This is a genomic window from Sphingorhabdus sp., assembly GCF_050921905.1.
Taxonomy (GTDB): Bacteria; Pseudomonadota; Alphaproteobacteria; order Sphingomonadales; family Sphingomonadaceae; genus Sphingorhabdus_B.
Genome location: NZ_CP050888.1, coordinates 2,498,924 through 2,518,084, shown reverse-complemented (window position 1 = coordinate 2,518,084; position 19,161 = coordinate 2,498,924). Strand labels below are relative to the sequence as shown.

Sequence of the window (19,161 nt, the reverse complement as noted above, 5' to 3'; positions counted from 1 at the left end):
CCGGAACGGCTGACGGAGGGGGCCGCAACGGCGAAACCGCACCAACATTCCCCTCCCCCAAGCGATCCGGGTGGACCCCTCTCCCCTTGCGGGAGAGGGTTGCGCAGACTTACGAGCGCGCTCGTTAGTCGAAGCTGGGTGAGGGGTGCGCCCCATCGGTCAAGCACCACGCCGCGTTCGTGCAGATGGAAACCCAGCGCCAATATATCTCGCACAAAGACGCAAAGACAAGAAGAAGGTGTTGGCCCGACCCGTCATAGCACAAGGCTATTTCGGGGATGGCGCAGATGTTATCGTGATTCCTGCCGTAATTCTAATTCCCGTAACTCAATTCGGCGTAACTCCAGCTTGCGCGTACAGCAAAATATTTATTTAGAGGCCATCAAACCGTCTTCTCGAAGTCTATCATAGGCCACCTTAATTACTGACGTTGGATAGTTATTTCTTTTATCTTCGCTCCAACTCACCATAGCCTTCGTAATGTCATCAAGTGATGAGAAGCCTTCAGCAGACGCAAGATGATGTACAGAGGACAATAATTCTAATCCAAATGGACTTTCATACCCTTGAATTAGCCGACTTAGCTTTTCGATCGTAGACTGTGCCTCTTCATTTTTACCAATGTTACCGATATAATCATCTGCTAGCGCGTAAGCACCCGGCGTAACGTGGGTAAGCCTTTCGGCCGCTGTAAATCCTTTAATCATGCCTTGTTTTTCAAGTGCGATAAATGATTTTCTCAGAGTATCTGAATAAGGACCAAAGAGATTTCGGCTAAATTTAAGGTTGAATGAAGTGCCCAACGCCTGAAGAAAGTACGTTAGCTTTTGCAACGTGATGCGGTCATACTCACCGTGAAAAATATGCTCGAGATCCCCCAAGCTTTTCAGCAGCATGGCTCTAGGCAAAGTCATAGAAAATTCTGCAACGCGATATTCAGATGGATCCTTCTTTTGATGAGGCTCCATGACGATAATCTGAATATTTAGTTTATTCAGCTTATCTACAATTAGCGGCCTCACATCTCTCCAGTCAAGCCCGCCATTTCCGCATCCAAGGGGCGGTAGAGCGATAGATTTTATTCCGCCGCCGCGCAGTTCATTAACGAGAGTGTCCAATCCAGACTCGATGAATTCGATTTTAGATTTGGATTTCCAATGATCCTTGGTTGGAAAATTTATAATAAACTGAGGCTGATTATGTCCAAGCAGATCACCCACCTGATGAACATAAATAACTCCCGGCCTCAACCACTTTGTTTCACACAAGCGTTTGTAAGCCTTAAAATTTTCCGGCCACCGGCGTTTAAATTCAAGAGCCACGCCTTTGCCCATCACCCCAACACAATTAACTGTATTTATGAGAGCGTCAACTCGCTGATCAAAAAGATCGCCAGATTTAAACGATATCGTCATGAAAAAAAGCATCCTTGCTTAACAAGTACCGTTATGTCCCAATCATTTGCTGCGAGTACGTCCCGCACGTGATTAGCTACGTTCTCGTTCTGTACCACTATGCACTCAACTAAACTTAATGGCAACCGCTCGTGCACCAAAAATTCGGCCATCCGGTGTCGACTTCGGTTTTGTTGAGCGGCTGGGTTAGCCCTGTCATGAAAATATTGGCAAACACCACCATATCCAATCTCAGGAATATGGCTCGTCATCGGCGAGTCGTCAAAAAGAGACCAGATAACTCCGTCTTTCAGTTCACCGGCTGTATTTCCGAATACAATTTCATAATCTAAACTATTCAGCGCAATATTACTGAAATAGCACGTGCAATGGCTTGCAAGAACGGCATCAGCCCGACACACGACGAACGCCCGATCCGCTTCACGAGCTGTGCCCAAAACTTCACCTTCAACGGTTCTCAACTCCACGTTCCCTTTGTGAATCGTATAGCAAAAGGCTGTTCGCGGAGAGAAGTAAAACGGCACATAATCGTTCACCACACCGCCGCACGGCATCTCAAATTCGGAAGTACCTCGTCGTTGGACGATGTCAGCATAAGATGTTTGATGACAAGGTTGCGGTTCGGGATGATTTTTCGAACGTATCTCTCCGTCCGCTGCAAAAATGCTGATATCGCGGTAATATACTTGTCTGAAGATAAACCTGTCCGGCACTCAGTCCTCACTAAACTGCCCAAAAAAGGCACCCCGTTACAACGCTTAATGCTTACGATACACTTGCGAAAAATTCTGGCCAAGCAATTTTGGGTGGTAGTTTGTTCGGCGCTTGCCATATCACCTAAAAGCTGTGGAAAACAGCTCCGAAATTCCGGCAACACCCGCAACACCCCCGAAACAACTTTCGCTTGCAATGTAGGATTTGCTCTGAGATTCTGTGCTTCACGCCCGCATGTGTTGCGCGACCGGCTCTTTGAATGTTTTGAACCCCACCCCGACTTTCGGACCCGGTGAACCAACCTCGCAAAGTCGAGGTAAGTTTACAGAAATACCGCATTTCCCGTATATGTTTGTAAACTTAGGCGCCGAAAAGGACTGACGGGAATTACAGCAACACGCACGATAACCCCTAAACTTCCCTCGCGCCTCGGCGGCTGGCCTCTGGCCGTCTTCGACTCCTGCGTGAACCAAAAACCCCTCCCCCTTGACGGGGGAGGGCCAGGGTGGGGGTGCGGTGCGCGTTTGCGGGCCGATATGCCGCGCACGAGATACAGACGGAGCGCCACCAACGCGGCCCGGCCCCCTCTCCGACCCTTCGGGCCACCTCTCCCGCAAGGGGAGAGGGGAAGGTTCGGCGCGAACAGGCGCAGCGGCTGTTTATCCTTCATAATCAGGCCGATATCGGCTATATGGAACGCCGTATCCGCGAAGAAACGATAAACGAATATGGCATCGACGCGCTCAAAGGCTGAACCGAAAATCCCGACTCTCGAAGAGTTCGGGGCCGAAGTTCTGCGCCGTCGAGAGGCCTACAAAGCCAAATATGGGCGGGAACCCGACCTACCCCGCAACAAAGGCGAAAACCGGACGGAGAGCAAAAAGGCTTTGCTCAAGGCCATAGAGGATGCTGGCGGCAAATGGTGATCGGCAAGCGACCTTAAATCCGCCGCACTCCCCCCTCGCCAACGCAAGCTTGGCCGTGTAAACACGCCCCATCACGCCCCTGTCACGCGCCCGTCATTTTGATCTGCAATGGGTAGGTGTGTTTTTGAGGAGTATATAATGCGTAAACTGTCACCCGCCCTTTTGGCATCCTGCCTGATCGCCGCGCCGTTGCTGGCGCAAAGCGCCCCTGCCCCTGCGCCTATCCCTGCGCCAGTCGCCAAACCGCCGATTAACACGAGCGAAGGCTATCTTAAAGCAGGGCAAGCCGAGCTGGCGCGGTTGGAGGCGGACAAGCCCAACAATAATAAGGCGCGCAATGTCATCATCTTTATCGGCGACGGTATGGGGGTCAGCACGTTGACCGCCGGGCGGATTTTTGAAGGGCAGCAGCTTGGCCTCGACGGCGAATCCTATGTCGCGCAAATGGACCTTTTGCCGCACACCGCGTTGGTCAAAACTTACTCCCACGACGCGCAAGTGCCCGACAGCGCGCCAACCGCGACCGCAATTGTCGCGGGCGTCAAAACCAAAAATGGCGTGATTGGCGTGGGGCCAGAGGCAATCGAGAATAACTGCGCCGCGACCGCGCCGTTTAAGGTGCAATCCTTGTTCGGCATGGCAGAGGATCGCGGTCTTGCCACCGGCATCGTCTCCACCGCGACGATCACGCACGCAACCCCCGCCGCCGCCTACGCCCATGTGGCGCAGCGCGATTGGGAGGTGGATGCCAATATGCCCGCTGCGGCCAAGGCCGCAGGCTGCACCGACATTGCCCGGCAGATGATGGAATGGCCGCATGGTGACGGCCTTGAGGTCATGTTGGGCGGCGGGCGTCAGCATTTCATTCCGGCGACGATGGCGGACCCCGAATATGCCGACAAGAAAGGCAGGCGCGCCGATGGCAAGAATCTGGCCGCAAGCTGGAGCGCCGCCAACCCCAAGGGCGCTTATGTGTGGAACCGCGACAGCTTCGCCGCCGTTGACCCTAAGAAAACGACCAAGCTGCTTGGTCTGTTTGAACCATCGCATATGCAGTTTGAGGCGGACCGGACAGCGGCTGGCGGCAAAGAACCCTCACTCGCCGAAATGACCATCAAGGCGATTGCGATGCTATCCAAGAACCAAAAGGGCTATGTCCTGATGGTGGAGGCTGGTCGGATTGACCATGCCCATCATGGCGGCAATGCCCGCCGCGCCTTGCAAGACACCGTCGCGCTCAATGCCGCACTCAAGGCTGCGATGGACCGAGTGGATTTGCGCGATACGTTGATTGTCGTGACATCGGACCACAGCCATGTTTTCACAATCGCTGGCTATCCAGAGCGCGGGAACCCGATCCTGGGCGTGGTCTCTGCGCCCATTGGCACGCCGACATTGGCGATGGATAACAAGGGCTATACCACCTTGGGTTATGCCAATGGCCCTGGCGCTGTGAATGCGGCCGAACGCCCGGACCCTGCGAAAATGGACACCGAAGCGCTCAATTACCGTCAGCAATCGTTGATCCCGCTTATGTCCGAAACGCATGGCGGTGACGACGTCGTTGCCCGCGCGGCGGGGCCAAAGGCGCATTTGTTCAAGGGGACGATTGAACAAAACACCATATTCCAAATCATGCGTGCGGCCCTTGGTTTTAAATAGCGGCGCGTTTTAAGTAGGGTTATGCTTGAAAAACAAGGCGCGCTGCCCACATTCGGGCTTCGGGGGTTTCAGAGCAGAGGAAAAGCCATGAAACGGATATTATCAGTCGCCCTGTTGTCGTTCACGCTCGCCGCATGCGGTGAAGGCGGGGCGCTGAACGATACATTGAAGGTCAGCGTGCGCGAGTCTATCGTCGCCACCTGCACCACCGCAGCCAGCGAACAGATACCCGAAGGCATTCAGGTCGATATCAATCAGGTTTGCGGTTGTGCCGCCGACAAGGTCATGGATGGCAAAAGCGTGTCTGACCTCGTCGCCAATCCGCCCAGCCCGTCCGAAGGCGTGGCGAAGGTGCAGGCCTGCTTAAAAGAGCTCGGCCCCGTGACGGTCAATCCGGCGGCGTAACCGCTTTGCATATATAAAGACCCCGTCCGGGGGAGGGGAACCGGACGGGGTTCATTCAGGCCGCCGAAGCGACCCGAAATCTTATGGCATGACGACGGTATCGACCAAATGGATCGTGCCGTTCGACGCAACCATATCCGCCGCAGTGACGGTAGACTTGCCGCCCTTGGCATCGGTCAGGACAATCTTGTTACCGTTCATGCTGGCCTTCAGGCTGCCGCCATTGACCGTCTTGACGGTCGCGGTTCCCTTGCCGTCTGTTATCAACTTGGCAAGATCGCCAGACTTCACATTGCCAGCCACGACATGATATTTCAGCAAAGCCGCAAGCTTGTCCTTGCTTGCGGGCATCATCAAACCGTCGAGCGTTGCCTTGTCCAATTTGGCAAATGCATCATTGGATGGCGCGAATACGGTGAATGGCCCAGTCCCCGACAAGGTTTCGCCAAGGCCAGCAGCGGTTATGGCGGTGACCAGTGTCGACACTTGCGGGTTGCCCTGCGCCAATGCGACGATACTGTTGTCCCCGGCGGCTTCGGAGGCAACAATGGTGTCGGATGCCATGGCATCGTCTTGCACGACTTCGGTTTCGGTTGGCGCAGGTTCGCTTCCACTACATGCCGACAAAGCCAGCGCAGACAGGCCGACGGCCCAAGTTAATGTCGATTTTTTCATGATCTAAGTCCTTCCAGATGATTGCCCAATCCACAGTAACGTCGGAAGGGACTGAATGGGTGCACGGTGGCGGAAATATATTTGGGCTTTACGTCCGGCGCGATATACGGGCGGATGATGACTGGCCTTGCCCCTGTCCTGCTGGAAGCAACCGCTGCCCTTGAAGGCATCAGCCCGACACCTCGGTTAGACGCGGAGTTGTTGCTGGCACATGCGCTGGGTATCGACAGATCAGCGATGCTGTTGCGGCAGCACGACTTAAGCGTGCCCGACAGCTATAGTGGCCTGCTCGCGCGTCGGGTGGTCGACGAACCCGTCGCCTATATCACTGGGGTGCAGGCGTTTTGGGACCTTGAACTTTGTGTGACGCCTGACGTGCTGATCCCGCGTGCAGACAGCGAGACGCTGGTTCAGGCGGCGATTGACTGGTTTGGCGAAAACAACGCACCCATGCGTATTGCCGACCTTGGCACAGGGTCAGGGGCGCTGTTGCTCGCGGCCTTGTCTATATTTCCGAATGCCAAAGCTATGGGCCTTGATACCAGCGCAAAGGCGCTTGCCGTCGCCAGCGATAATGCCAACCGCGCCAAATTTGCCGACCGTGTCCAATTTGAACAGCGCGATTGGACCAAAGCAGGCTGGGCCGACGGTCTTGGGCAATTCGACCTTATCCTGTGTAACCCGCCCTATATTGAGGACGGCTTTATGCTCGCCCCGATGGTGGCTGCGCATGAACCGCACGGCGCATTGTTTGCGGGGGCAGACGGCCTGGATGACTACCGAATCTTGGTCCCATCGCTGCGCGCATTACTTAATTCATGCGGAGTCGCCTTTTTCGAAATCGGATATAATCAGGCACAAGCCGTTCACAAATTGGGCGTAGATGAAGGATTTTTGACGGAATTACATCATGATCTTGCTGGTAATCCGCGGGCCATACGCTTTTCGCTTGGAATCGCAGAATAGTAGGGCTAGGACAGAGGGGCTTCACAGCAAAAAACTCCTTTTGATGGTTTTTAAGCGCGAAGCCGCCCCCCCAGCGCAGATGGACAAAGTATAAGGGTCAACGCTGACCCTCGCGCAACCTAAACCGGGTTCAGGGGTTCCATGCAATCGAAGTGCTACAAAGAGGACAGGTCAGCCCTGATGAATACCAACAACAGGCAGCAGCAGAACAACAATCGTCGGCGCGGTCGCAACAATAATAACAACAACCGGCAACAAAATAACAATCGCAGTGGTTTTGACTATCAGAACCAGATTGATAATCGTGCGCGCGGCAACGCAGCGCAGATGTTGGAAAAATATAAGAAACTGGCTCAAGATGCACAGTTCAACGGTGACCGCGTTAATGCGGAATATCATCTGCAGTTTGCCGACCATTATTTCCGCGTGCTCGCCGATTTCCGTGGTCGCCAAGAAGCGCGTCAGGAACAGCAAGGCGAGCGCCGTCCACGTGACGATGCGCGCGACGACAATCGCGATGATCGCGACGATTGGCAAAATGACAACCGCACGCCCAATTATGATCGATCACCCAATTACGATGATCAACCTTCATCGGGTAACGACGATGCGGAAGACGCATCCGATGAGGAGTCTAACGACAGCGAACAGCGCGATATACGCGCGCGTCGCCCGGAACGCAGTGAGCGCCATGACCGCAGCGAACGTCCAGAACGCAGTGAGAGGCCGGCAAATAACCGGAATGCACATCGCGGCCCGCGCCGCCACCACAGCGAAGACGTTGACGATGCCCCGGCTGGCCTCGATCTTGCCGTGTTGCCGCCCTCAATTGCATTATCGTCCGGTGAAGATGATGCCGCCGAAAAGCCAGCGCGTAAGCCACGTGCCCGCCGCGTGAAGCCTGTTGGTGGAGATGGGGTTGCTACTGCGGCGGAATGATACCAACCTGCGGCAATGACGCCGTTGCTGCTGAAACAAGAAAACTGGCGCTGGATTATTTTCCGGCGCCTTCAACCCTCCGGCAAGGGCCTTGGTTTGTGGTTTTCGTCTAACGCGACGACGGTAAATAATCCTTCCGTGACCTTCACCTCTTGTTGGCCGCGCGCGCGTGTGGCTATCACCTCCACCCGAACACCCATCGATGTCCGCCCGCGACGTTCAAGTGAGGCGTAGACCGAGATGATGTCGCGCAACAATATCGGCGCAATGAATTCCATTTTTTCGATAGCGACCGTGGCACAGGCACCCTGTGCGATACGGCCCGCCAGTATGCCGCCGGCCTGATCCATCATGCCCAGCACCCAACCACCAAAGATGTGGCCGTTGGCGTTGATATCTGCTGGCCCCGGAATAACGCGTAATACCGGGTCGTTCCGTTGCGGCAAGTTTCGAATATTCTCCGTCACCGGTCGGCTTCATCTTCAAATGGATCATCAATGGCCTCATCATGGCCCGACCCGCTGGACAAGAAAACCAAGCCCATCAACGCCGCCGTGAGCATGATTGCGCCAACAATTGCGCCTGTGGTCGCGATGAAGAAATGGATCGAAACCATACCATTCTGCCACCAGAATGTCCCCAATACGATGGCGGTCACAAGCAATGTGACGCCAAACATCCACCGCATGAGACGCCAGTATCGCTGCCACGCGAAGTGAGCATATTCGGGATCATCGAGGCGGGAAGGACGAGTCATAGCTTGATAAGCCCGCCTTATGCTATAAGTTCCATCATGGGCAAGGACATTAGGGAGAGAGTCGATGACGATTTCTGCAATACTGGCCAATCACCATCGCGAAGTGTTGACGGCATCGCCGCATGAAAGTGTGGGTGAGGTCGTTACCCGATTGGCTAAAAATCGTATTGGCGCGCTTCCTGTCGTCGACGGCACCTGCGTGATTGGCATCTTCTCCGAACGCGACATTGTATATGGCGTTGCCCAGCATGGCGCAGATTTTCTGACCAAGACGGTTGCCGATACCATGACCGCACCTGCCATTACTGTTGCGCCTGACACCGCAATATTGTCCGCCCTATCGCTAATGTCGAAACGGCGCATCCGGCATTTGCCGGTCATTAAGGATGATGCACTTATGGGCTTTGTCTCAATCGGCGATTTGGTCAAACACCGGATCGAGAAGATCGAAACCGAAGCCGCCGCCATGCGCGACTATATCAGCATGGCGTGAAAAAATCTCTGCCCGTTAAACCTATCGCGGTTGCGATGGCGTTGTCAAATTGGCGGGAGAGGCGGCTACGGGCTGCGTTGTCACCGGCGGGGCCATGATGTTGATGGCAGGGTCATAAGCTCGCTTTGGCGCATATTTCATGTTCCAATCCGCCAGATCACGTTCATATTTGACATAGGCTTCGTAGAAATTGACAAACACATTGTCGATATCGGCGAGGCTGCCCATGGCATATTCGGGCAAAGCCCCTTTCGGCACCTGATTAGCCTCTTGCAGCTTGCGCAGCGCCATATCGCAATATTGCCCGCGCACGGGCGGTAGCGCGAAATAATTGTACAAATCCGTCATGCGCGTATCGCGGATGCGCATGCCATTCTGCTTTGGATAGCGCTTCACATATTCGCGATCGACCGACTTACTGGTTTTCGACAGCAGCACCTTATGGATGACAATGAACTTGTTATACTCGGTCGCGATTTGTCCCCACACTGGGCCCTGACAGTTGAGCGCCGCAACGTTTAATGCAGCACGGAAATGCCATATCTGCTCGTCCCGGCTCAGGCCGCGATTTGGGGTCACGCGAATGCCATCCACGCCCACGGGCGGTATGGTCATCGACAAAGCAGCGCCCCCCGGTGGCAAAGGCATTGCAGGAAGCGGTGGTGGCGGTGGCGGGAGTTGAATCGCGGGGGGTGCGACCTTTACGGGCGGTGGTGCACAGGCGGCGACGGCAGTGACGAGGATGAGTGCTGCTAGTTTTGTGATGCCTCGACGCATTATTTGGTCTCCGATACGCTGAACCTCACTCCAACAAGATTTTGCACGGAAAGAAAAGCCCTGTTCGACCAAATCCCCAAGAAAAATGGCCCAGTGGTTTACCACCGGGCCATAATGATCTGTTTAGGGTCAGGACCTAGGTTGAACCGCGGATGGTTATTCGCGGTTGCCCAAGAAGCTCAACAGGAACTGGAACATGTTGATGAAGTCCAGATAGAGCGTCAGCGCAGCCATCACTGCGGCCTTACCAAGCATCTCTGGACCTTGAAGGTAGAAATACTCGTTTTTGATACGCTGTGTATCATAAGCTGTAAGACCGGCGAAGATCAGCACACCTGCGCAGCTAATTACCCATCCCAATGTATCAGAACCCACGAAGATGTTCACGATTGATGCCACGATCAAACCGACCATACCCATCACGAGGAAGCTTCCCCAACCGCTCATGTCCCTCTTCGTAGTGTAGGCCCACAGGCTGAGACCAGCAAATGCAGCCGACGTGGCAAAGAAAGTTTGCGCGATGGATTCACCGGTGAACATCATGAAGATGCGCGCCATTGAAAGGCCCATCAGGACCGCGAAGCCCCAGAACATCGCCTGCAGCGTTGCCGCCGAAAACTTGCCTTGGCCAAAGCTCATCGCCAACACGACCACCAAAGGTGACAGAATGATCACCCAGCTCATCAAGCTTGGGTTGACCATGAGATTTTGCGCCAGTTCGGTTTGCGCAAACAACATCGCGACGATGCCGGTCAGCAATACGCCCGACGCCATATAATTGTAAACCTTGAGCATGTGCGAACGCAGACCGGCGTCAAAAGCGACGTCACCGGCGCGTGAGCCGACACCTGCAAGACTTGACTGGGTCCCGGTTACCCGTGGATCGGACCACTGTGCCATGACTTATTTCTCCTCAAAACACGGCAATATAGCCGCATGACCAGTATATTGGATGAAATCGTTCCAGATTCAAGCAAAACACGACAAGGGCTATGCCTATTTTTACAGATAATGACAAAAAGTGGGTCTTTGCCTCGCCCGTCGCCCAGGTCCTGACCCTAGATAATCGCAGCTATATCCAAATTACAGGCGTGATCGCCCCATTCATGAATCGGGTTGCACCGCTTTGCTGTTCTGCTAGCCATAGGTACAGATGGCGCAAACAGCCTGATAGGGAGAGTGATGTGCGTGTGACGGCCGAAGGTGAAAACAGCAACGTCGTTTTACAAGAACCCGAAGCTCCATTGCCTGAGGCAAGCAGTTACAGCTGGTATGTGCTCATGGTGTTGGTGATCGTCTACATTCTCAACTTCATCGACCGGCAAATCCTCAGCATCTTGGCGGTCGATATCAAGGCTGACCTTGGCCTGACCGACGCAGACATGGGCTTTTTGGGCGGCGCGGCCTTTGCCGTGTTTTACGCTTTGTTCGGTATTCCCTTGGGGCGACTTGCGGATAATTGGAGCCGGGTGAAACTGCTTTCGATTGGCCTTGCCTTATGGTCGATCATGACGGCCTTGTCGGGCTTTGCCCGTAACCAAGCAGAATTGACGATAGCGCGTATGGGCGTTGGCGTTGGCGAAGCGACGGCAAGCCCCACGGCCTATTCCCTCATTTCCGATTATTTCCCGAAGCGGCAGCGTGCGACCGCGCTCGCGATATACTCGTCAGGCCTATATATCGGCGGCGGCGTCTCGCTGTTTCTTGGCGCGCTCATTGTTCAAAGTTGGGACGCAGCTTACCCGCAAGGTGGCCCGCTCGGTTTGGTCGGTTGGCATGCCGCTTTTGTGGCCGTCGGTATTCCGGGTGTACTCGTTGCCTTGTGGGTCGCGACATTGCGTGAACCTGTCCGCGGTGCGATGGATGCCCTCGTCACACCCGCGCACCCCGCGCCTTTCCGGGCATTTGCAAACGATCTTTCGATGATCGTCCCGCCCTTCACCTTATGGGGAGCCTTTCAGCGCGGTCCGGCTGCGCTCGCCATCAACGTCGCAACCGGCGCGGCCATTGCGGCCTTTGCGTATTGGATGATCCAGCTCACGGGCAATCTGCCGCAATGGTCCGCCGTTGGTTTTGGTTATTATGCGGTCTTCTCATGGGCATCAACGCTTCGCGCAAAGGACCCTGCGACCTTCCGCCTGATTTGGGGCACACCTGCCTTTATCTGCACAACTGTCGGCTATGGCCTTGTCGCGTTGGTCGCCTATGCGCTCGCATTCTGGTCCGCCCCTTATGCGGAAACAGTGCTTGGTCTACCAAAACAACAATTGGCTCTCTTTCTTGGGGGTAGCGGGGCGTTAAGCGGCTTTTTGGGTGTAATCATCGGTGGCGCCGTTGCCGATGCCTTGCGGAAGAAAAACCCCGCTGGCCGCATATTGGTTATCATCACGGGCGTATTGGGTCCGATCATCCCGCTCGCCATTGGCTTCACCACCGATAATGCGATTCTATTCTACGTCATGAACTTCCTCGCTGGGATGCTTGGCGCAGCAGCACTCGGCGCGGCGGCAGCCACAACGCAAGATCTTGTATTGCCCCGCATGCGCGGAACCGCGACGGCGGCGTTTTTCCTTGGCACCACGCTCGTCGGCTTGTCGTTCGGACCTTATATGGTGGGGCAGATTTCCGACCTTTCCGGAAATATGGTCGACGGAAAACTAGTGGGCAATTTGCGCGTTGGCATCCTGTCGCTCATCGCCGTTGCACCCGTTGCCTTGGCCTTGTTGATCGCTGCCTACCGATCAGTACCAAAGGCAGAACGCACGATAGTCGAGCGGGCGCGCGAAGCGGGCGAACCGGTTTAATCAACCGATTAAATTCGGCTTGACGCCCGCGTCAACTTGCTGCCATTGATGCAAACAGAAACCGCAGGACATTTTTGCAGGGGATTTTTCAATGTCACTCGATAGCATTCCACGCACCGCCTATAATGAAGATCATGAGGCGTTCCGCCAGTCGGTGCGCCAATTCCTGCAAAAGGAAGTCGCGCCCCACGCAAAGCAGTGGCAGGAAGACGGCATTGTCCCCAAATCCATTTGGCCCAAGGCCGGCGAAGTCGGCATGCTCTGCCCCAATGTGCCCGTGGAATATGGAGGGCTTGGCCTCGACTTTGGCTATAATGCCATTGTTGACGAGGAATCGGCTTATTATGGCGGCGTCGCCACAGGCTTTTCATTACAGTCTGACATCGTCGTCAATTACATCACCAGCTATGGCAGCGAAGAGCAGAAGAAGCATTGGCTGCCCAAGATGATTTCGGGCGAGGTTATCACCGCCATCGCCATGACCGAGCCTGGCACCGGAAGCGACCTGCAAAGCATGAAAACCACTGCCAAGAAGGATGGCAATCATTATGTCATCAATGGCAGCAAAACCTACATCACCAATGGCCAGAATGCGGACCTGATCTTGGTCTGCGTCAAAACCGACACCGAAATTCAGCCCGCCTATAAGGGCATGTCGATTGTCCTCGTCGAGGCCGAACGTGAAGGTTTCAAACGCGGGCGCAACCTTGACAAAATCGGCATGGACGAAGCCGACACGTCGGAATTGTTCTTCGAAGATGTGCGCGTCCCCATGACCAATTGCTTGGGCGAAGAGGGCAAGGGCTTCATCTATCTGATGAGCGAACTGCCGCAAGAGCGTCTTTCCATCGCCGTGTCATCGATGGCGAGCACGCAAAAGGCATTTGACGAAACCGTCGCCTTTTGCCGCGACCGCATCGTGTTTGGAAAGCCATTGCTCGATTTCCAGAACACCCGTTTCGTGCTGGCGGACATCAAATCCAAGTTGCAGGTTGGCTGGGCGCATCTCGATTGGGCGTTGAACCGCCATTATAAAAAAGAACTGACCGCCGAAGAAGGCGCGGCCGCCAAATTGTGGCACACCGACTTGCAATGGGACGTGGTCGATGCCTGTCTGCAATTGCATGGCGGCGCGGGATATATGAACGAATATCCCATCGCCCGCATGTGGCGCGCAGCCCGCGTCACGCGGATTTTCGGCGGCACGAACGAGATCATGAAAGAACTGATCGGTCGGGGTCTTTAGAACGAGCGATATCCTCGGACTACTCCGTCACCCTGAACTCGTTTCAGGGTCCATCGTGCCATACAACCGGCGGTTGAAGCTGATAAATTGACCCTGAACCAAGTTCAGGGTGACTATATTTTACAAGGTTCCGTTATATGCCCAAACCGCAAAGCTGGCAGCTTGACCCTGCAAGCTATCCCTTCAATCACCGCGCCGAAACGCGCTTTGCCGATCTGGACTTGTTGGGACATATCAACAATGTCTCAATGGCGGGATTGTTCGAACATGGTCGCGGTATGTTCAATTACGCCATCGCGGTCGAACGCCGTGCGCCGGGGCAACGCTGGCTGATCGTCAGCGTCGCGCTTGAGTATATTGCCGAGGCGCATTTTCCCGAACATGTGGAGATTGCCAGCGGCATATTGCGGATCGGCCGCAGCAGTTGGGACATCGCCTCTGCTGCGTTTCAAGGCGGCGAATGCAAGGCGACGTGCATCACCACCATCGTGCTAACCGATGCGACCGGCCCGACCGCCTTACCACAAGAATTGCGCGCGGAATTTGAACGGTTACACGTTAGGGTCAGGACCAATTAAGTCCGCTTAATCGGCAAACACCCCCGCCCGCTTCTGCATTCCGGCCATCACCGCTTCAATCTGGTTGGGTTTGCGGATGACGCGGGCTTGGCGGACGCTTTCGGCCATCAATATCGCGTCTTCGTCCATATCGGCATATTCGTTGAACAATGCCTTTGCCTCGCGCATCGCCTCTGGGTTGCGGTCGGCAATTTCGCGGGCAATGGCCATCGCGCGGGCATGTGGGTTTTCATCCACGAAGGTCGCAAAGCCAAGATTTAGCGCCTCGGCCCCTGAAAACTCACGGTTGGTGTAGGTCAGTTCGCGCAAGATATCTTCACGCAATATTCCGCGCCACAAGGCATAGCCGCCCATGTCGGGGATAAGGCCCCATTTCATTTCCATCACGGCCATCCGCGCATCCGGCGCGACCACGCGGATGTCTGCGCCGCTTGCAATTTGCAACCCGCCGCCGAAACACACACCATGCACCGCCGCGATCACGGGCATCGGCAATTTGCGCCAGAGCATGGCGACCTGTTGGAATGTGTTGGCGTTGCCGTGCGTCCTGTCGGTCAGGCTGCCCATCCCGCTGCTCGCGCTTGCGCCGCCGCTTGCCATGCTGGCCATGTCAAGGCCTGCGCAGAAACTGCGTCCTTCGCCCGACAATACCACCGCGCGAACGCCTTTCATGGATGCAAGCTCTTCACCGGCCGCGATGATCCCCTGAAACATCGCCGGGTCAAGCGCGTTCATCTTGTCCGCACGCGTCAGGCGGACGTCGGCGATATGATTGTCGATGGAAATGGATACGCGGTCGTTCATTCTTTATCCAATCGGGGTTGATTAAGGGCAAGTCGGTTGCCCTCTGTATCCTCTATCTCTGCGACGAAGCCAGCATCGCCGATATCCTTTACGGGGTATAATATGGGTCTACCCAGTTTTTGGGCCTTTTCTACCGTCGATTTGATGTCGCGCACCTGAAAATAGATAATCGCGCCATCTTTGGAAGGCCTATATACATCGCCTTTGGCAAGCGCTCCGGTTGCCCCCGGCGCTCCCTCCGCAAATGGGAAAAGCGCCATTTCATACCCGTCGACGATCTGACGATCCAATTTCAATCCCATGATCTCTTCGTAAAAAGCAACCGCGCGGTCCATATCTGCCACTGGAATCTCAAAATAGAAAACCGGATGCTGATCCATAACCTTATTTTTCGGTTCCACGAAATGACACCCGCCAAGCGCCATCATTGCCAATACACACGCCGCTGTAAGTTTTTTTGCCTTCCTCATTATATTTTTCCAAGGAACGCAGCCTCAACCAGCGGCAATTGATCATTGCCAAAATACATCTTGTCGGTGTCAACAAATATGGTCGGCGACCCATAGCCACCGCGCGCTATGACCTCGTCAGTGTTGGCGCGTAACAGGGCCTTTACCGCATCGGTCTGTGACGCCATCCGCATGGCCTCTCCGTCAAGACCGGCCTTATTCGCCACCGCGACCAACACATCGGGGTCGTCAAGATTTTCCTGCGCGCCAAAATAGCTTTCAAAGGCGGCCCTACTGAACGTCTTTAGCGCCACCTGATCTGCGGCCAGCGAACATGCCATACGCATCGCATGGATGCTTTTTGCCGGATGATAGATGCTGGGGAAATTGATTTCAACGCCCGCCAGCTTTGCCCAATCGCGCATAACCCGCCAATTGTGCTTAAACTTGGGGTTATCGGCCGCTTCTCGTGCGGCATATACAGACGGATTGACGGCATTGAAAACGCCGCCGACCAATATGGGACGCAAGCGGACAGACACGCCGGTGCGTGCAATGACGGCATCAAGATTGTGGAACGCAATATAAGTCCATGGACTTGAAAGATCGTAGAAGAATTCAACCCGTTCGCCGTTCATGTTCCCGTCCCCTTGCCAATATCAGCCATAGCATTGCGTCCTATTTTATGAAGCTGATAAATTTCGATGTGCGCGCATGGAGCAAAGTTCCAGCGCTTGTCCGCGAATTTGCACCGTTTGCCGCAGTTCGACAAAGGCAAGGCCGCTGTTAATTTGACTTTAACCATAACACGCCACAGGAGTGGATGCGGGAACGCCCGTGGGGTTTGGGAAGACGGTCGTGGATTATACGCCTTATGTTTGACGGCAAAGAAACACGGCTTGCCGGACACGGCTGGGACATGGATGTGTCGTTGCCCGATGCCATGATCAGGTCGATGCGTCAAAAATCCGAACCCCGTGCGTCTGGCGCTAGCTGGCTTCGCAGCTTGGCCAAACTCGATTTTGTGCCAGACCTTGGCGAAGATATCGGGTCGCTTCGCTGGTTCCGTGGGCTTGGCACTTTAACCGCATTAAGCGTCGCTGCGCTTGCACTTCTTCCGGATTACGGACCGATTTACGGCGTGCAGCCTTCAATGCCCAACGCGGCAGAGTTTGAAGAGGCGCGCGCACAAATGATTATGCCAATCGGTTATGGCAGCGACAGCGGCAAGCGCATGGCCGCCACCGACACCGTTGTAGCGCTGGCCGAAAGCCCGGAACGCCCGCGCATCGCGCTCACGGCATCTTTGGGACGCGGCGACAGCTTTGCCCGCGTGCTCCAACGTTCGGGCGTTGGTGGCAGTGAGGCCGCTAATGTCGTGAACATGGTATCGGGCGTAACGGCCTTGTCGGAAATTGAGCCTGGCACCCCCATTGACATTGTCCTTGGAACGCGGCTGTCGAAAAATCAGCCGAGACCTCTTGAATCGGTAGCTTTTCGTGCACGATTTGACCTCAATCTCGAAATCAATCGTGAAGGGGACAGTTTAAGATTGAGCAAAAAGCCCATAAACGTCGATAATACGCCGCTGCGTATTCGCGGGACGGTAGGTAGCGAGGGCATCTACCGTTCGGCGCGGGCCGCTGGCGCGCCTGCGCGTGCTATTCAGGATTATCTGAAAGTCATTTCCGGACGCACATCCTTATCTAACATCCGGCCGACTGACCAATTTGATATCATCATCGATTACAAGCGCGCTGAAACCGGCGAAGTCAAAGTGGGCGACTTGCTATATGCTGGCGTGGATCGCGATGGAAAATCCAATATCCAGATGCTGAAATGGACGATGGGTAACAACACCCAATGGTTTGAGGCATCGGGCGTCGGTGAATCGAAAGGCGCCCTCAGCCGCCCTGTCAATGGCCCCGTGACATCTGGTTTTGGTCCCAGACGGCACCCGATTTTGGGCTATAAGCGGATGCATGCTGGTCTTGATTTCAAGGCAGGCTATGGGCAGCCCATTTTTGCGGTGACCGACGGCGTGGTGGCTTTTGCGGGACGCAATGGCGGTTATGGCAATTTTGTGCGGCTCAACCACAGCGGCGGTCTTGCAAGTGGCTATGGTCATATGAGCCGGATAGCAGCGCGCCCCGGTAGCAGAGTGCGGCGGGGACAAATTATTGGCTATGTCGGCTCCACCGGCCTGTCGACAGGACCCCATTTGCATTATGAGCTTTATCGCAACGGGCGCGCGGTAAACCCAATGTCCGTGAAGTTCACCCAGCGCGCGCAACTGTCCGGAAGTGACCTCACCCGTTTCAAGGGCAAGCTTCAAAGCGTGAAGTCGGTCAAGCCAGGCGCGGCGCTTACGCCATTGCAAACGGCGGCTAAAAAAGACGAAGCACCAAAGCGGGAAATTGATCGGCTGACACTTCGCGACAGCCAGATACCCTCCGGCGGATAAGGCGTTGAGGAAAGAGTGTATCGCAGCTAAGTGTTTTGGATGAGCGATATATCTTCTTTCCCAAACAGCCGCCTGCGCCGCACCCGTGTAACGGGCTGGAGCCGCGCGATGGTGCGCGAGACTATGCTTTCCCCTGCCGATCTTATCTGGCCCTTGTTCGTAACCGAGGGCGAAGGCGTGGAGGAACCAATTGCGACCTTGCCCGGCGTATCGCGCTGGTCCGTTGACCAGATTGTGATGCGCGCCGCCGAAGCCATTGAACTCGGCATACCGTGCATCGCCTTGTTCCCGAACACGCAGGCGGACCGCCGCACCGAAGATGGCGCGGAAGCGTTTAATCCCGATAACCTCATGTGCCGCGCCATCCGTGCGATCAAACAAGCGCATGGCGACCGGATTGGCGTTTTAACCGATGTCGCGCTCGACCCCTATACCACCCATGGGCAAGACGGGCTGATCGATGATGACGGCTATGTCGTCAATGATGACACCGTCGCCGTGCTCGTCGACCAAGCTATCAACCAAGCTAATGCGGGCGCGGATATCATCGCACCGAGCGATATGATGGATGGCCGCGTCGGTGCTATTCGCAAAGCACTGGAAATGAACGGGCATCATAATGTCCAGATCATGTCCTATGCCGCCAAATATGCGAGCGCCTTTTACGGGCCGTTCCGCGATGCGGTCGGCTCGCGCGGCCTGCTAAAGGGTAACAAGAAATGTTACCAAATGGACCCGGCCAACACCGACGAAGCCATGCGCGAAGTGGCCATGGACATTGCCGAAGGCGCAGACAGCGTCATGGTGAAGCCTGGCCTGCCCTATCTCGACATCGTCCGCCGGGTGCGTGACCGCTTTGACGTGCCTGTGTTCGCGTATCAGGTGTCGGGCGAATATGCGATGATCGAGGCCGCCGACGCCGCAGGCGCAGGCGACCGTGATGCGCTGGTGCTGGAAACGCTGATGGCGTTCAAACGCGCAGGATGTTCAGGTATATTGACCTATCATGCGACATTGGCGGCGCGTTTGCTTAGGGTCAGGACCACTTAAATCCGCCTACCCCCGCATATTCATCTATGGAAACGCC

21 protein-coding genes are annotated in these 19,161 nt (G+C 55.2%); 11 read left to right on the top strand and 10 right to left on the bottom strand.

Annotated features, from left to right (window positions below; genetic code table 11):
• Positions 1–368: 368 nt before the first annotated feature.
• Together darG and HEQ18_RS12280 are read right to left on the bottom strand one after the other, a co-directional pair.
• The gene (darG, locus tag HEQ18_RS12285) at positions 369–1,415 is read right to left on the bottom strand and encodes a type II toxin-antitoxin system antitoxin DNA ADP-ribosyl glycohydrolase DarG (RefSeq protein WP_432814928.1); all 1,047 of its coding nucleotides are present in this window, start codon (positions 1,413–1,415) and stop codon (positions 369–371) included.
• The gene (locus tag HEQ18_RS12280) at positions 1,412–2,128 is read right to left on the bottom strand and encodes a DarT ssDNA thymidine ADP-ribosyltransferase family protein (RefSeq protein ID WP_432814927.1); all 717 of its coding nucleotides are present in this window, start codon (positions 2,126–2,128) and stop codon (positions 1,412–1,414) included. The genes darG and HEQ18_RS12280 overlap by 4 nt, the downstream gene beginning before the upstream one ends.
• Before the next feature lie 729 nt (positions 2,129–2,857).
• Here HEQ18_RS12280 and HEQ18_RS12275 point away from each other — a divergent pair.
• The 3 genes from HEQ18_RS12275 to HEQ18_RS12265 all read left to right on the top strand — a co-directional run bounded on the left by HEQ18_RS12275 (position 2,858) and on the right by HEQ18_RS12265 (position 5,122).
• Complete coding sequence (locus HEQ18_RS12275) at positions 2,858–3,055, top strand: hypothetical protein (RefSeq protein WP_432814926.1); 198 nt, start codon at positions 2,858–2,860, stop codon at positions 3,053–3,055.
• Between the two features lie 138 nt (positions 3,056–3,193).
• On the top strand, positions 3,194–4,717 hold the full coding sequence (locus HEQ18_RS12270) for an alkaline phosphatase (RefSeq protein WP_432814925.1): 1,524 nt from the start codon (positions 3,194–3,196) through the stop codon (positions 4,715–4,717).
• An 87-nt stretch (positions 4,718–4,804) separates the two neighbouring features.
• Positions 4,805–5,122: a hypothetical protein gene (locus HEQ18_RS12265; RefSeq protein ID WP_397603843.1), complete on the top strand. Its 318-nt coding sequence runs from the start codon at positions 4,805–4,807 to the stop codon at positions 5,120–5,122.
• Positions 5,123–5,203: 81 nt separating this feature from the next.
• Here HEQ18_RS12265 and HEQ18_RS12260 read toward each other — a convergent pair whose 3' ends face one another.
• Complete coding sequence (locus HEQ18_RS12260; protein WP_432814924.1) at positions 5,204–5,797, bottom strand: fasciclin domain-containing protein; 594 nt, start codon at positions 5,795–5,797, stop codon at positions 5,204–5,206.
• Positions 5,798–5,863: 66 nt separating this feature from the next.
• On the opposite strand from HEQ18_RS12260, the gene prmC reads away from it, so the two are divergent.
• Together prmC and HEQ18_RS12250 are read left to right on the top strand one after the other, a co-directional pair.
• On the top strand, positions 5,864–6,763 hold the full coding sequence (prmC, locus tag HEQ18_RS12255; protein ID WP_432814923.1) for a peptide chain release factor N(5)-glutamine methyltransferase: 900 nt from the start codon (positions 5,864–5,866) through the stop codon (positions 6,761–6,763).
• Positions 6,764–6,943: 180 nt separating this feature from the next.
• Positions 6,944–7,702, top strand: a complete 759-nt coding sequence (locus HEQ18_RS12250) for a DUF4167 domain-containing protein (protein ID WP_432814922.1) — start codon at positions 6,944–6,946, stop codon at positions 7,700–7,702.
• Between the two features lie 71 nt (positions 7,703–7,773).
• Here HEQ18_RS12250 and HEQ18_RS12245 read toward each other — a convergent pair whose 3' ends face one another.
• Both HEQ18_RS12245 and HEQ18_RS12240 read right to left on the bottom strand, forming a co-directional pair.
• Complete coding sequence (locus HEQ18_RS12245) at positions 7,774–8,169, bottom strand: acyl-CoA thioesterase (RefSeq protein WP_432814921.1); 396 nt, start codon at positions 8,167–8,169, stop codon at positions 7,774–7,776.
• On the bottom strand, positions 8,166–8,459 hold the full coding sequence (locus HEQ18_RS12240; protein ID WP_397605458.1) for a hypothetical protein: 294 nt from the start codon (positions 8,457–8,459) through the stop codon (positions 8,166–8,168). The genes HEQ18_RS12245 and HEQ18_RS12240 overlap by 4 nt, the downstream gene beginning before the upstream one ends.
• Before the next feature lie 64 nt (positions 8,460–8,523).
• Here HEQ18_RS12240 and HEQ18_RS12235 point away from each other — a divergent pair, with 64 nt between their 5' ends.
• The gene (locus HEQ18_RS12235) at positions 8,524–8,952 is read left to right on the top strand and encodes a CBS domain-containing protein (RefSeq protein WP_432814920.1); all 429 of its coding nucleotides are present in this window, start codon (positions 8,524–8,526) and stop codon (positions 8,950–8,952) included.
• 21 nt (positions 8,953–8,973) lie between these two features.
• On the opposite strand, the gene HEQ18_RS12230 is transcribed toward HEQ18_RS12235, so the two are convergent.
• Both HEQ18_RS12230 and HEQ18_RS12225 read right to left on the bottom strand, forming a co-directional pair.
• Entirely contained in the window at positions 8,974–9,729 is a 756-nt protein-coding gene (locus HEQ18_RS12230) for a hypothetical protein (RefSeq protein ID WP_432814919.1), read from the bottom strand.
• Between the two features lie 156 nt (positions 9,730–9,885).
• Positions 9,886–10,629 carry a Bax inhibitor-1/YccA family protein gene (locus HEQ18_RS12225; RefSeq protein ID WP_432814918.1) on the bottom strand — a complete coding sequence of 248 codons (744 nt, stop codon included), beginning with the start codon at positions 10,627–10,629 and terminating at the stop codon, positions 9,886–9,888.
• 380 nt (positions 10,630–11,009) lie between these two features.
• Here HEQ18_RS12225 and HEQ18_RS12220 point away from each other — a divergent pair, with 380 nt between their 5' ends.
• The 3 genes from HEQ18_RS12220 (at position 11,010) to HEQ18_RS12210 (ending at position 14,357) form a co-directional block, all read left to right on the top strand.
• Positions 11,010–12,533: a spinster family MFS transporter gene (locus tag HEQ18_RS12220; protein WP_432816010.1), complete on the top strand. Its 1,524-nt coding sequence runs from the start codon at positions 11,010–11,012 to the stop codon at positions 12,531–12,533.
• A 91-nt stretch (positions 12,534–12,624) separates the two neighbouring features.
• A complete protein-coding gene (locus HEQ18_RS12215; RefSeq protein ID WP_432814917.1) occupies positions 12,625–13,779 on the top strand; it encodes an acyl-CoA dehydrogenase family protein in 1,155 nt (384 codons plus the stop codon).
• 137 nt (positions 13,780–13,916) lie between these two features.
• Positions 13,917–14,357, top strand: coding sequence for an acyl-CoA thioesterase (locus HEQ18_RS12210; protein WP_432814916.1), 441 nt, complete (start codon positions 13,917–13,919; stop codon positions 14,355–14,357).
• Between the two features lie 6 nt (positions 14,358–14,363).
• Here HEQ18_RS12210 and HEQ18_RS12205 read toward each other — a convergent pair whose 3' ends face one another.
• Genes HEQ18_RS12205 through HEQ18_RS12195 form a run of 3 tightly spaced genes read right to left on the bottom strand, consistent with a single transcriptional unit; the run spans position 14,364 to position 16,248 of the window.
• On the bottom strand, positions 14,364–15,161 hold the full coding sequence (locus tag HEQ18_RS12205; protein WP_432814915.1) for a crotonase/enoyl-CoA hydratase family protein: 798 nt from the start codon (positions 15,159–15,161) through the stop codon (positions 14,364–14,366).
• Complete coding sequence (locus HEQ18_RS12200; protein ID WP_432814914.1) at positions 15,158–15,631, bottom strand: VOC family protein; 474 nt, start codon at positions 15,629–15,631, stop codon at positions 15,158–15,160. Before HEQ18_RS12200 ends, HEQ18_RS12205 begins: the two co-directional genes overlap by 4 nt.
• A complete protein-coding gene (locus tag HEQ18_RS12195; RefSeq protein WP_432814913.1) occupies positions 15,631–16,248 on the bottom strand; it encodes a 2-hydroxychromene-2-carboxylate isomerase in 618 nt (205 codons plus the stop codon). The genes HEQ18_RS12200 and HEQ18_RS12195 overlap by 1 nt, the downstream gene beginning before the upstream one ends.
• Before the next feature lie 236 nt (positions 16,249–16,484).
• On the opposite strand from HEQ18_RS12195, the gene HEQ18_RS12190 reads away from it, so the two are divergent.
• The gene (locus HEQ18_RS12190; RefSeq protein WP_432814912.1) at positions 16,485–18,074 is read left to right on the top strand and encodes a M23 family metallopeptidase; all 1,590 of its coding nucleotides are present in this window, start codon (positions 16,485–16,487) and stop codon (positions 18,072–18,074) included.
• Between the two features lie 39 nt (positions 18,075–18,113).
• Positions 18,114–19,124, top strand: a complete 1,011-nt coding sequence (hemB, locus tag HEQ18_RS12185; RefSeq protein ID WP_397605448.1) for a porphobilinogen synthase — start codon at positions 18,114–18,116, stop codon at positions 19,122–19,124.
• Positions 19,125–19,161 lie beyond the last annotated feature (37 nt).